Raw genomic sequence first — 12,460 nt, 5'->3', positions numbered from 1 at the left:
CCTGGGGCGAGACGCAGCTGCGGCGCCTGGTGGAGCACGCCGGCCTGGTGCGTCAGGTGGACTTCGACGAGCAGGTGCGCGCCACGAGCCAGCACGACAAGCAGGTGCGGCCGGACATGGTGGTGCGCCTGCCCGGGGAGCGCGTGGTGGTGCTGGACGCCAAGGCCCCGATGACGGCCTTCCTCGCCGCGCAGGACGTGGACGACGCCGACCGACCCGAGCTGCTCGCCCGCCACGCCCGGGCACTGCGCACGCACGTGGACACCCTGGCCGGCAAGGCCTACTGGTCGGCCTTCACACGCTCACCGCAGTTCGTCGTGTGCTTCGTGCCCACCGACGCCACGCTCGCGGCCGCCCTGCAGCACGACGCCGCCCTCTTCGACGACGCGCTGCGCCGCCACGTGCTGCTGGCCTCCCCCACCACCACCATGGCCCTGCTGCGCACCGTGGCCCTGGTGTGGCAGCACGAGCAGGTGGGGCAGAACGCCGAGGAGGTGCTGGCCCTGGGACGCGAGCTGCACGACCGCATCGCCACCTCCGCCGGGCACCTGCAGTCCATGGGTCGTCAGCTGACGCGCACCGTGGAGTCCTACAACGCGCTCGTGGGCAGCTTGGAGTCACGTGTGCTGGTGAGCGCCCGCCGCTTCCACGACCTCGGCCTCACCCACGACGACCTCGGGGGCGGCGAGGGGGTCACGGCCTCGCCGCGCCCGCTCACCGCCCCCGAGCTCACCGGGTCAGGCCCCCGGGGTGAGCGGGGGTCTGAACCCGGGCCGACCGGCGAGGCCGGCTGACCGCACCGCCTGCCCGCCCAGCCACCGACCGGCCTGCTCCAGGGCGCCCGGCGGCTGGCCGGAGATCGCCGGTGGCATGACCACCACGGGGCAGCGGGCGTCGGCCAGCAGCCGCTGGGCGAAGAGCGGCTCACCGGTCATCCGGCGCGGGGCGTCGATCACCAGCAGGTCGGCGCCCTCGGCCTGGTCGAGCAGCACGCGCCGGTGACCACCGCGCACGAGGCGCACCTCGGCACCGTGGTCGGGCCCCAGCACCTCGGCCACGTCGGCCTCCAGCGCCAGCTGGGCCCGGGCCAGCACCTGCTCCTCGTTGGAGCCCACCCGGGCGGCCACCACACCGGTGGTGGTGCCGGTGGTGGTCGCGGCCGGCAGCGCGCGGACGGCCACGAGCCGCCCGGCGTTCTGCGCGGCCTGGGCCGCTGCCCACCGCAGGGCGGTGGGTGACTTGGACGTCTCGCTGACGCCCACCACCACGGTGTACGGGTCCTGCACCTGGTCGTCCACGGCGTCTCCTCTCACACCGGCAGCTTGACGGTCTCGTTGCCGTGCTCGTCGAAGCTCGAGAGCGGCGGGGCGATCTCCTCCAGGGACTTGCCCTCGGCGTCCACACCCCAGACGGCGGCCACCAGGGCACCCAGGGCCATGACGGCCGACCCGATGAGGTAGCCGTAGAACATCGGCGCACGGTCGGTGCCGTCACCGATCAGCCAGCCGTAGAACACCGGACCGGTGGCCCCGCAGACCTGCGCGATGGCGAAGAAGTACGAGATCGCCTGACCGCGCACCTCCATCGGGAAGATCTCCGAGACGGTGAGATAACCCGCCGAGGCACCGGCCGAGGCGAAGAAGAACGCCACGCACCAGAAGACGGTGTGCGTGGTGGCCGTGAGCGCCCCGGCGTTGAACAGGAAGGCCGAGACGGTCAGCACGCTCGCGGCCAGGAAGTAGCAGCCACCGATCATCTTGCGGCGCCCGACGGTGTCGAACAACGGTCCCAGCAGGAGCGGGCCGAGCAGGTTGCCCAGCGCGAACGGGAAGAAGTACAGCGCCGCACTGGAGGCGGTCTCCCCGTAGAAGTTCTGCAGCACCAGCGAGTACGTGAAGAAGATGGCGTTGTAGAGGAAGCTCTGCGTGATCATCAGCGTGGCGCCCAGCACGGTGCGCGTCGGGTAGAGCTGGAAGAACACGTAGGCCAGCTGCCGCGGGGTGAGCCCCTCGCGGGCCTTGATCCACATGCCGTCGCGCTTCTCGTCCAGCTGCGGCAGCGTCTTGCCCTCGGCGCGGGCGGTCTCCTCGATGCCCGAGACGACCTCCTCGGCCTCCTGCTGCCTGCCGTGGGTCACCATCCAGCGCGGCGACTCCGGGATGTGACGGCGCAGGTAGATGATCGACAGACCCAGCACCGGGCCCACAAGGAAGGCGATGCGCCAGCCGATGTTCTCCCCGAGGTAGTCCGGGTTGAGCAGGTAGTAGCTGGCGAAGGCGCCGATGCCGGCACCCAGCCAGTAGGTGCCGTTGATGGCCAGGTCCACGCGCCCGCGGTAGCGGCCAGGGATGAGCTCGTCGACGGCCGAGTTCACCGCCGAGTACTCACCACCGATGCCCATGCCTGCCACGAAGCGCAGGGCCAGAAAGACCCACATGTTGGGCGAGAAGGCCGCCAGCCCGGAGGCCGCGAGGTAGACGAACAGCGTGGTGGTGAACATCTTCTTGCGGCCCCACGAGTCCGTGAGCCGGCCGAAGAAGAGGGCACCGACCACCTCGCCCACGAGGTACACGGTGCCCGCCATGCCCACCTGCGCGGGCGACATGTGCAGGGACTTCTCGAAGCCCCCGGCGGCCACCATCTGGATCTCGAGGCCGTCGAGGATCCACGCGGTACCGAGGCCGAAGATCACCATCCAGTGGAAGCGGGTCCACGGCATGTCGTGCATGCGCGCCGGGATGAGACTCCGGATGGGCTTGTCGTCCGGGGCGACGGCTGTGCTCACGGGCACCTCCTGAGGGGTCGTGCCGGGCACGCCCGCCCGGCCTGTCCCTCAGGACACTACGCCGCACCGGGCCGGCGCGCAGGTGGTCCGCGCCCCTCGAGCGGGATCGGCTCCCGCGCCGTCGCTCAGGGCAGCGCGCCGGCGTCGTGCCGGATCTCGGTGGAGGTGTCGTCCATGCCCCGGGCGCGCAGGTCGCGGCGCAGGTCGCCGGGCAGCTGGAAGAGCATCTTCTCCTCGGCCGCGGTCACCACCTGCACGTCGGCGTACCCCCGCGCGGCGAGGTCGTCGAGCAGCTCGCGCACGAGGATCTCCGGCACCGAGGCACCGGAGGAGACGCCCACGGACTCCACGCCCTCGAACCACTCGTCCTGCACCTCGGCGGCGTAGTCCACGAGGTAGCCGTCGCGGGCACCGTGCTCCAGGGCCACCTCCACCAGGCGGCGGGAGTTCGAGGAGTTGCGCGAGCCCACCACGAGCATGAGGTCCAGGTCCGGCGCCATCTGCTTGACGGCGAGCTGCCGGTTCTGGGTGGCGTAGCAGATGTCGTCGCTCGGCGGGTCCTGCAGCGCGGGGAAGCGCTCGCGCAGCAGGCGCACGGTCTCCATCGTCTCGTCGACGCTGAGGGTGGTCTGGCTGAGCCACACCACCTTCTCCGGGTCGCGCACCTGCACGTCGGCCACCGCCTCGGGGCCGTCCACGAGCACCACGTGCTCGGGCGCCTCACCCGAGGTGCCCACCACCTCCTCGTGCCCCTCGTGGCCGATGAGGAGGATGTCGTAGTCGTCGGCAGCGAAGCGCACGGCCTCGCGATGCACCTTGGTCACCAGCGGGCAGGTCGCGTCGATGGAGCGCAGACTGCGGGCGGCGGCCTCCTCGTGGACGACCGGGGCCACACCGTGCGCGGAGAAGATCACGGTGGCGCCCTCGGGGACCTCCTCGGTCTCCTCCACGAAGACGGCCCCGCGGCGGCGGAGGGTCTCCACCACGTGCTTGTTGTGCACGATCTCCTTGCGCACGTACACCGGGGCGCCGTAGAGCTCGAGGGCCTTCTCGACCGTCACCACAGCCCGGTCGACGCCGGCGCAGTAGCCGCGGGGGGCGGCCAGCAGGACGCGCTTGGTCTCGGGGGTCGTCTGGGTATCCACACCCTGATTCTAGGCGTCGCCCCGGTGCGCCGACAGTCCACCGGCCGCCGCGGTGCGGTGACCGGCCGGCGAGGACCTGCGGCCTAGGGTGGCCGCCATGAGCCAGCCCCCGCAGGCGCTGCCGGAGAAGGCCGCCCAGACCACGCCCGACCAGCCGTGGCCGCTGCGCACCCTGTCGCGCAAGGTCGACGAGTACGTCGACCGGATGTCGCCACTGTGGGTCGAGGGTCAGCTCGTGGAGCTGTCTCGCCGGCAGGGCGCCAAGCTGGTGTGGATGACCCTGCGCGACGTGGACGCAGACCTCTCGATGCGTGTCATGGCCCCCGTGGGCGTGGTCGATGCGGTGCAACCGGCGCTGCAGCAGGGGGCTCGCGTGGTCATGCACGCCAAGCCGCGCTTCTACCCCAAGAACGGCTCGCTCAGCCTGTTCTGCAAGAGCATCCGCCACGTGGGCGTGGGCGAGCTGCTGGCACGGGTGGAGCGGCTGAAGCAACAGCTCACCGCCGAGGGCGTCTTCGATGCCGGCCGCAAGCGCCCGCTGCCCTTCCTCCCCCGCCGCGTCGGCCTGGTGTGCGGGCGCAACTCCGCCGCGGAGAAGGACGTGGTGGAGAACGCGCGGCGCCGCTGGCCCACCGTGCAGTTCGTCATCCAGAACGTGCCGGTGCAGGGGCCGCAGGCGGTCACGGCCGTCATCGCCGCCCTGGAGGAGCTGCAGCGCACGCCGCAGGTGGACGTCGTCGTCATCGCCCGCGGTGGTGGCTCGTTCGAGGACCTGCTGCCGTTCAGCAACGAGGCCATGGTGCGTGCGGTGGCCGCCTGCCCCGTGCCCACGGTGAGCGCCATCGGGCACGACGTGGACAACCCCCTGCTCGACCTCGTGGCCGACGTGCGCGCCTCCACCCCCACCGACGCCGCCAAGCTGGTGGTGCCCGACGCGGCGCACGAGCGCCAGGGCGTCACCCAGGGACGCGAGCGCCTGCGCCGCGCGCTGACCGGCCGGTTGCAGCGGGAACGGCACGGCCTGGAGGCCACGCGCGCCCGCCCGGTGCTGGCCGACCCCATCACCATGGTGAGCCGCCCGCGCGCCGAGCTCGAGGCCGTCGGCGAGCGGGGACGGGCCGCGGTGCGCCGGCGGCTGGCCTCGGAGGAGCAGCGCATCACCTCCACCCGCGGCCACCTCCGGGCGCTGAGCCCACTGGGCACCCTCGAGCGCGGCTACTCGGTGCTGCGCACGCAGGACGGCCGTGTGGTCACCTCGCGCGAGGAGGTGGAGGCCGACCAGCTGCTGCGCGTCACCGTGGCCGACGGCGACTTCGCCGCCCGGGTGGTCGGTGGATGACACCACCGGACGACACCCGCCCCACACCCCGTCCCGGGGCCACGCCCCTGTACGACCCGACGACCACGCACCCCACCCCGCCAGGAGGCACCCGATGAGCCCGACCGAGACCCCCGAGACCGACGGCACCCCCACCGAGGACGCACGCCCCGAGGTGTCCTCCCTCACCTACGAGCAGGCCCGCGAGGAGCTCGTGGGCATCGTGGCCACCCTCGAGCGCGGCGAGCGCCCGCTGGAGGAGGCCATGGAGCTGTGGGAGCGCGGCGAGGCACTGGCCGACCACTGCGCCTCGTGGCTCGACGCTGCCCAGCAGCGCATCACCGACCGGGTCGAGGCCCGGGAGGCCGCGCAGGCCGAGGACACCGGGGAGGCCCCGGCCGCAGGTGGCGCCGGTCAGTCGGAGGCCGACGCCGAGGACTGAGCCCGCGGGGCGCCGTCGAAGCGCAGCGCCTCCACGAGGGCCCGCAACTCGTCCTCCGAGGCGTCGCCGCTGACCACCACGGCCGAGTCGTCCGGGGCGTCCAGCAGCACGGCACCACGCCGCTCGGGGTCCGGGCGCAGCGTGGTACGCCAGGTGCGGCCGTCGGCCTCGATCTCCCCCTGGTACTCGCCGGTGCCGGTCTTGCCCTCGGCCCACGGCACCAGGCCGGCGCGCTCCCCCTCAGGGCCGAGCAGGCGCTGGTCGAGGCTCAGGTGACGCCCCTGCGGGGTGCCGAAGGTCACGTGCCAGGTCTTGTCGGTGCCGTCTGTGCGCAGCTGGGCGTGCGTGGCGCGCCACTCCCCGGACAGCCCCACGGCCTCCACGATGTCGCGGCCGGTCTCGCGCTCTGTGGTGGCGGTCTGCTGCCGCACGTCCACGGTCCGCTCGGGCACCCGGTCGGGCATGGCCACCATCGCCCACCAGACGAGCACGATGGCCACCACGATGAGCGAGGACCACAGCATGCTGCGCCAGGACCCCATCCCACGACGACGAGGAGGGGGCGAGGGCTGCACGGCGGGGTCGGTCATGCCGCGCATTCTCCCACCGCTGACGCGTTAGGCTCACGGGGCCCCGGGTCACCGCCGACGCGTGGGTGACGACGTCCCAGGAGAGTTCATGACCACCACGTCCACGTCCCCGCTGCGCGCCGACCGCAACCTGGCCATGGAGCTGGTCCGCGTCACCGAGGCGGCCTCCATCGCCGGCGCCCGCTGGGTGGGCCGCGGCGAGAAGAACACCGCCGACGGCGCCGCCGTGGCCGCCATGCGCGAGATGATCGCCACCGTCTCCATGAACGGCGTGGTCGTCATCGGCGAGGGCGAGAAGGACAACGCCCCCATGCTGTACAACGGCGAGCGCGTGGGCGACGGCTCCGGCGCCGAGGTGGACGTGGCCGTCGACCCCATCGACGGCACCACCCTGACCGCCAAGGGCATGCCCAACGCGGTGTCCGTGCTGGCCGTGGCCGAGCGCGGCGCGATGTACGACCCGAGCGCCGTGTTCTACATGGAGAAGATCGCCGTCGGCCCGCAGGCCAAGGGGTCCATCGACATCACCGCCTCCACCGGCGACAACGTGCGCGCCGTGGCCAGGGCCCTGGGAAAGCAGGTCGAGGACGTCACCGTGGTGGTGCTCGACCGCCCCCGCCACGACCAGCTCGTGGCCGAGATCCGCGAGGCCGGTGCCCGCATCCGCTTCATCTCCGACGGCGACGTGGCCGGCGCCATCATGGCCGCCCGCCCCGAGTCCGGCATCGACCTGCTCATGGGCATTGGCGGCACCCCGGAGGGCATCATCGCCGCGTGCGCCATGAAGTGCATGGGTGGCGAGATCCAGGGCCGCCTGTGGCCGCAGGACGACGCCGAGCGCCAGAAGGCCCTCGACGCCGGCCTCGACCTGGACGCCGTGCTCACCACCGAGCAGCTGGTCACCGGGGACTGCTACTTCGTCGCCACCGGCATCACCGACGGCGAGCTGCTGGACGGCGTCCGCTTCGGCACCGACGGCGCCCGCACCCACTCCCTGGTGATGCGCTCGGCCTCCGGCACCCTGCGCGAGGTCGTGGGCGACCACCGCCTGCAGAAGGTCGCCGAGGTCCTCTGACGCAGGCCCCGGGGCCCGACGCCGGGCCCCGAGCGCGACTCCTCCCAGCATCGCGTGGTGGGATGACCCCCATGCGCATCGACGACCCGACTCCCGCCCAGGCGTGGAAGATCATGCTCGAGGGCAACGCCCGCTTCGTGGCCGACTCGCCCCTGCACCCCAACCAGGACGCCGCGCGGCGCGCCACGCAGAGCCACGGGCAGGCCCCCTTCGCCACCGTCTTCGGCTGCGCGGACTCCCGGGTGGCCGCGGAGATGATCTTCGACCGCGGCATCGGCGACCTCTTCGTCACGCGCACCGCGGGCCAGATCCTCGACTCCTCGGTGCTGGGCACCCTCGAGTTCGGCAGCCACGTGCTGGACATCCCCCTCATCGTGGTGCTCGGGCACGACTCGTGCGGCGCGGTGAAGGCCGCCATGACCGCGCACGCCAGCGGCGACATGCCCCCCGGCCACCTCTCCGACGTGGTGCAGAAGGTGACCCCGAGCGTGCTGACGGCCCACCGCCAGCAGGTCACCGACGCGCGCGGGATCATGGAGCAGCACGTGGCCGCCACGGTGGACCTGCTGCCCGAGCGTTCCCGCCTCATCGGCGAGCGCCTGGAGTCCGGCACCCTAGGCATCGTCGGGGCGGCCTACGACCTGGCCAACGGCACGGTCCGCGTGGTGGCCCAGCACGGTCTCTGAGAAGGGACCGTGGAACGAGTGAGCCCCCTCCACCCAGTGGGTGGAGGGGGCTCACTCGTGCGGGATCTGACTCAGAAGCCCTTGCCGTTGTTGTCGTACACCGCGAGGTTGTTGTCGGTTTTCGGGCCCACCACGCCACCGAGGGACTCCACACGGATGGAGACGCTGTCACGCTCGGCGGGAGCGAACCAGTGGGCGTCGGACCAGATGAAGTCGGCGTTCGCCCACGCGGCCATCGGACGGGTCAGGGTGATGCGGTAGACACCACACCCGCAGAACACGTACTCGCCCCCGAAGGGGTCGAATATGATCCGAGACACGCGCCATGGTGGTGAAATCCCTTGCGCGCGTGAGTGACACGTCACGACGGGTGGCGCGGTGGATGCAGGGGCGCACCGGTCGCGACGGGGACCGGTGCACCCCTGTCGACGACCCGGATCAGAGGGCGAGCGCGCTGCGCACCACGTCCGCGAGCTGCTCGGCCTTGGCCGCAGCGAGGTCCTGCGTGGGTGCCTCCACCATCACCCGGACCACGGGCTCGGTGCCGGACTTTCGCAGCAGCACACGCCCGCCGGCGCCCAGCTCGGCCTCCACCTCGGCCACGGCGGCAGCGACCGTGGGGTCACCCTCGAGGCGCTCCTTGTCCACGCCCTGCACGTTGATGAGCGTCTGCGGCAGCAGCTGCATGCACGCGGCCAGCTCGGCCAGCGGCGTGCGCGTCTCGGCCACCCGCGCCGCCAGCATGAGCCCGGTCAGCACACCGTCACCCGTGGTGCCGTGGTCGAGCAGGATCACGTGGCCGGACTGCTCACCGCCCAGGGTGTGCCCACCGGCACGCATGTCCTCCAGCACGTAGCGGTCCCCCACCTTGGAGCGCACCACCTGGATGCCGGCGGCCTCCATGGCCTGCACCAGCCCCTGGTTGCTCATGACGGTGGCCACGAGGGTGTCGTTGGCCAGCGCACCGCGGTCCTTCAGGGACAGCGCCAGCAGCGCCATCACCTGGTCGCCGGTCACCTCGTTGCCCTCGGCGTCCACGGCCAGGCAGCGGTCGGCGTCCCCGTCGAAGGCCACACCGAAGTCGGCGCCGTAGGCGGGCACGGCGGCCTGCAGCGGGCCCAGGTGGGTGGACCCGCAGCCGTCGTTGATGTTCAGGCCGTCCGGGGCGTTGCCGATGACGGTCACCTTGGCCCCGGCCTCACGGAAGGCGCGGGGGCCGACCTCGCTGGCCGCACCGTTGGCTGCGTCGATCACCACGTGCAGGCCGTCGAGGCGGTTGGGCAGGGCTGCCAGCAGGTGCTCCACGTAGGCGTCGGCGCCGCGCTCGTAGGGCAGCACGCGCCCCACGCGGGCCCCGGTGGGGCGGTCCCACTGCTCGCCCATGCCCGCCTCGATGCGGTCCTCCATCTCGTCGGGGAGCTTGTAGCCGCCCTCGGCGAAGAACTTGATGCCGTTGTCCGGCATCGGGTTGTGGGAGGCCGACAGCATGGCCCCCAGGGAGGCGTGCGTGGTCTTGGTGAGGAAGGCGATGGCCGGGGTGGGCAGCACGCCGGCGTCGTACACGTCCAGGCCCGCCGAGGCGAGGCCGGCGACCGTGGCCGCGCTCAGGAACTCGCCGCTGGCACGCGGGTCGCGCCCCACGATGGCGTGGGCGCGCACCGAGTGCTCGGGGTCCTCCGCGGCGCTGGCGGCAGGCACCGAGGGGCCGGAGGCATCCGCCGAGGAGAGGACCTCCCGGGCCGCGGAGAGGGACAGGCCGAGGGCGAGCTCGGGCGTGATGTCGGCGTTCGCCAGTCCGCGAGCGCCGTCGGTTCCGAAGAGTCGAGGCATGTCCGGCACTGTACCGACGCGGGCGGGCCGTTCGCGGTTCACCGGCCCGTGGCGGGCTTCACAGGGTGCAGGCGGAGCGGCACGACGAAGGGCCCCCACCGCAGCGGAGGCCCTTCGAGGTGGTGCCGGGTGGTCAGCGCTTGCTGAACTGCGAGGCCTTGCGGGCCTTCTTGAGACCGGCCTTCTTGCGCTCGGTCGCACGCGGGTCACGCGTGAGGAAGCCGGCCTTCTTGAGGGCCGGGCGGTTGAGCTCGGTGTCGATCTCGTTCAGCGCGCGGGCCACACCCAGACGGACGGCGCCGGCCTGGCCGGACTTGCCGCCGCCGTGGACGCGCACCATCACGTCGAACTGACCGGCGAGCTCCAGCAGGGTCAGCGGGTCGTTGACCTCCTGCTGGTGCAGCTTGTTGGGGAAGTACTCCTCCAGGGAGGAGCCGTTCACGGTCCACTGGCCGGAGCCCGGCACGAGGCGCACGCGGGCCACGGCCTGCTTGCGTCGGCCCAGGCCGGCGCCGGGGCCGGAGGCCACCGGACGGCGCTCGGCGCCCTCCTCGGTGGCCAGCGGGGCGGACTCGGAGGTGTAGGACGTCATCGGGGCCTCGTCGGCCTCGACGGCAGTGTTCTCGGTGGTGTTCTCAGCCACGGGTTTCTCCTTGGTCGCTTCTCTGCGCAGGGCCCGTGGCCTTACTGCGCCACCTGGGTGATCTCGAACGGCTGGGGCTGCTGCGCGGCGTGCGGGTGCTCGGCGCCGGCGTAGACCTTCAGCTTGCTGATCTGGGCGCGGCCCAGACGGTTCTTGGGCAGCATGCCGGCCACGGCCTTCTCGACCGCACGGGTCGGGTGCTTCTCGAGCATCTCGGCGTAGGTCTCCGAACGGAGGCCGCCCGGGAAGCCGGAGTGGCGGTAGGCGCGCTTCTGGGCCAGCTTGGCGCCGGTCAGGGCCACCTTCTCGGCGTTGATGATGATGACGAAGTCACCGGTGTCGACATGGGGGGCGAAGTTCGCCTTGTGCTTGCCGCGCAGCAGGGCTGCGGCGTGGCTCGCCAGGCGACCGAGCACCACGTCGGTGGCGTCGATGACCAGCCACTTGCGGTCAGCCAGGATCTCCGGCTGCTTCGGGGTGTGGGTACGCATGAATCGCACTTTCTTCACGAGGGTTCTGGCGGTGGGTGGTCACGGCGCAGGGCCGGTCCATCCGTCTGTGCGGGCAGCCGCCCGGTCGGATGACCGACCTCCCGGCTGCGAACCGACCCACAAGTCTACGGGGCGCACACCGCGCAGCCAAACGCGCATCCTCGGCCAGGATTCCGCACCCCGCAGCGGAATCCTGCAGCCACACCCGCCGACAGGCGCTCAGTGCAGAGACTTTGTGCAGAGGTATTCTGCACCCATGGCCGTCGACCGCTCTGCCCTCGCCCACCCGGTGCGCAGCCGCATCGTGGCCCACCTGCGCACCCACGGCCCCGGGACCTCCGCTGACCTCGCCCGCGCCCTGGACACCAGCACCGGGGTGACCAGCTACCACCTGCGCCTGCTGGCCGAGGCGGGGCTCGTGCAGGACGAGCCCGGATCCGGCCGCCGGCGCACGTGGCGCCTGACGCCCCCCTCCGCCGACGGGACCGCCCCCGCACAGGCCCCCGAGGACGACGACGCACAGGCCCTGGACACCTGGCTCGAGCACGACCTGGTCGACCTCTTCGCCACCCGTGCGCACGCACACGTCGAGGCCCGCGCCGCCGGTACCGACGGGCGCCCCGGGCCCCACGACGCCTGGAGCCACCTGCAGGACGACGCCGTGCTGGTGAGCGCCGACCAGGCAGTCGCCCTGCGCGCCGAGCTGGACGCCGTGCTGCAGCGCTACCGCCGCCTCGGCCAGGGGACCCCCGGCGCCCGCCGGGTGGTGGCCTGGACCGCCCTGCTGCCGGTGGACTGAACTCGACACGGAACGCGGGTGGGGCCCCGTCGCCGAAGCGACGGGACCCCACCTGCCGGAGCGTCGGGAGAACGCCTCAGGCAGCCACGAAGGTCGGGTTGCCCATCGACACCACGGCACCGTTGGTGTAGCCGTCGGTCTGGGTGTACTGCATGGTGACCATGCACGTGTGCAGCGAGCCGTCGGGGGCGGTGTAGGAGAACTCCATCGGGATGTTGACGACGGCACCCACCCACAGGTCGGGCTTGATGGTGCCCACGGAGCCCTTGCCCCAGTTGATCGTGAAGCTGGAGTCCCAGCCGGTCCGCGCGATGCCGGACAGGACGTTGCCCAGCGTCACGGAGCCGGACACGGTCCGACCGTCGGACAGCGTCGCCGTCGGGGCCGGGATGTAGGCCTCGCCTGCGGTGTTGTGCAGCTTGAAGGTGACCGAGCCCCGGTAGTTGCAGGTGGAACGCAGGCCGATGTTGTGCGAGTTGGAGATCGGGATGACCGCACCACCGGTGGTGCCGTAGGTCCGGGCACCCACGATCTCCCAGGAGGCGGCGGTACCGGAGCAGTCACCGGCGTTGAGCTGCTCGTCGGTCATGGTGCAGGTCTGAGAGGCGGCGACGGCCGGCGCGGAGGCGGCGACGGCGACGGCCGGGACGGACCAG

General features: G+C 72.2%; 15 protein-coding genes. 6 read left to right on the top strand and 9 right to left on the bottom strand.

The annotated features are described in order from the left end of the window. Positions 1–794, top strand: a 794-nt coding sequence (locus tag HMPREF3099_RS01425) for a DNA recombination protein RmuC (RefSeq protein WP_141761920.1), incomplete at its 5' end; no start/stop codon positions are given. Here the strand turns inward: HMPREF3099_RS01425 and HMPREF3099_RS01420 are convergent. From HMPREF3099_RS01420 to HMPREF3099_RS01410, 3 genes are all read right to left on the bottom strand, one after another. Then, complete coding sequence (locus HMPREF3099_RS01420) at positions 738–1,298, bottom strand: universal stress protein (RefSeq protein WP_070703423.1); 561 nt, start codon at positions 1,296–1,298, stop codon at positions 738–740. The genes HMPREF3099_RS01425 and HMPREF3099_RS01420 overlap by 57 nt on opposite strands. Positions 1,299–1,309: 11 nt before the next feature. Beyond that, positions 1,310–2,785, bottom strand: coding sequence for an MFS transporter (locus tag HMPREF3099_RS01415; RefSeq protein WP_070703422.1), 1,476 nt, complete (start codon positions 2,783–2,785; stop codon positions 1,310–1,312). Positions 2,786–2,910: 125 nt separating this feature from the next. After that, positions 2,911–3,930, bottom strand: coding sequence for a 4-hydroxy-3-methylbut-2-enyl diphosphate reductase (locus HMPREF3099_RS01410; RefSeq protein WP_070703421.1), 1,020 nt, complete (start codon positions 3,928–3,930; stop codon positions 2,911–2,913). A gap of 97 nt (positions 3,931–4,027) precedes the next feature. Here HMPREF3099_RS01410 and xseA point away from each other — a divergent pair, with 97 nt between their 5' ends. Next, positions 4,028–5,269 carry an exodeoxyribonuclease VII large subunit gene (xseA, locus tag HMPREF3099_RS01405; RefSeq protein ID WP_070703425.1) on the top strand — a complete coding sequence of 414 codons (1,242 nt, stop codon included), beginning with the start codon at positions 4,028–4,030 and terminating at the stop codon, positions 5,267–5,269. A gap of 94 nt (positions 5,270–5,363) precedes the next feature. Beyond that, positions 5,364–5,690: an exodeoxyribonuclease VII small subunit gene (locus tag HMPREF3099_RS01400; RefSeq protein ID WP_070703420.1), complete on the top strand. Its 327-nt coding sequence runs from the start codon at positions 5,364–5,366 to the stop codon at positions 5,688–5,690. Here the strand turns inward: HMPREF3099_RS01400 and HMPREF3099_RS01395 are convergent. Continuing rightward, positions 5,663–6,280, bottom strand: coding sequence for a DUF4245 family protein (locus HMPREF3099_RS01395; protein ID WP_168168405.1), 618 nt, complete (start codon positions 6,278–6,280; stop codon positions 5,663–5,665). The two genes, HMPREF3099_RS01400 and HMPREF3099_RS01395, sit on opposite strands and share 28 nt — an antisense overlap. A gap of 88 nt (positions 6,281–6,368) precedes the next feature. Between HMPREF3099_RS01395 and glpX the strand changes: the two genes are divergently transcribed. Together glpX and HMPREF3099_RS01385 are read left to right on the top strand one after the other, a co-directional pair. Beyond that, positions 6,369–7,355, top strand: a complete 987-nt coding sequence (gene glpX / locus HMPREF3099_RS01390) for a class II fructose-bisphosphatase (protein ID WP_070703418.1) — start codon at positions 6,369–6,371, stop codon at positions 7,353–7,355. A 62-nt stretch (positions 7,356–7,417) separates the two neighbouring features. Continuing rightward, entirely contained in the window at positions 7,418–8,041 is a 624-nt protein-coding gene (locus HMPREF3099_RS01385; RefSeq protein ID WP_070703417.1) for a carbonic anhydrase, read from the top strand. A 71-nt stretch (positions 8,042–8,112) separates the two neighbouring features. On the opposite strand, the gene HMPREF3099_RS12220 is transcribed toward HMPREF3099_RS01385, so the two are convergent. The 4 genes from HMPREF3099_RS12220 to rplM form a co-directional block, all read right to left on the bottom strand. Beyond that, positions 8,113–8,361: a hypothetical protein gene (locus tag HMPREF3099_RS12220; RefSeq protein WP_141494172.1), complete on the bottom strand. Its 249-nt coding sequence runs from the start codon at positions 8,359–8,361 to the stop codon at positions 8,113–8,115. A 118-nt stretch (positions 8,362–8,479) separates the two neighbouring features. Next, positions 8,480–9,871, bottom strand: a complete 1,392-nt coding sequence (glmM, locus tag HMPREF3099_RS01380; RefSeq protein WP_070703424.1) for a phosphoglucosamine mutase — start codon at positions 9,869–9,871, stop codon at positions 8,480–8,482. 133 nt (positions 9,872–10,004) lie between these two features. Next, positions 10,005–10,514, bottom strand: coding sequence for a 30S ribosomal protein S9 (gene rpsI, locus HMPREF3099_RS01375; protein WP_070703416.1), 510 nt, complete (start codon positions 10,512–10,514; stop codon positions 10,005–10,007). 41 nt (positions 10,515–10,555) lie between these two features. Further along, positions 10,556–11,005, bottom strand: coding sequence for a 50S ribosomal protein L13 (gene rplM / locus HMPREF3099_RS01370; protein ID WP_070703415.1), 450 nt, complete (start codon positions 11,003–11,005; stop codon positions 10,556–10,558). Between the two features lie 256 nt (positions 11,006–11,261). On the opposite strand from rplM, the gene HMPREF3099_RS01365 reads away from it, so the two are divergent. Beyond that, positions 11,262–11,804 (top strand): ArsR/SmtB family transcription factor, encoded by a 543-nt coding sequence (locus tag HMPREF3099_RS01365; protein ID WP_070703414.1) that lies wholly within the window; start codon positions 11,262–11,264, stop codon positions 11,802–11,804. 76 nt (positions 11,805–11,880) lie between these two features. Here the strand turns inward: HMPREF3099_RS01365 and HMPREF3099_RS01360 are convergent. Continuing rightward, positions 11,881–12,460 (bottom strand): hypothetical protein (locus HMPREF3099_RS01360; protein WP_237769691.1); only part of this gene is annotated, 580 nt, incomplete at its 5' end.

The organism is Kytococcus sp. HMSC28H12, assembly GCF_001816045.1.
Taxonomy (GTDB): Bacteria; Actinomycetota; Actinomycetes; order Actinomycetales; family Dermatophilaceae; genus Kytococcus; species Kytococcus schroeteri.
This window is presented reverse-complemented; position numbering and strand designations above follow the sequence as displayed.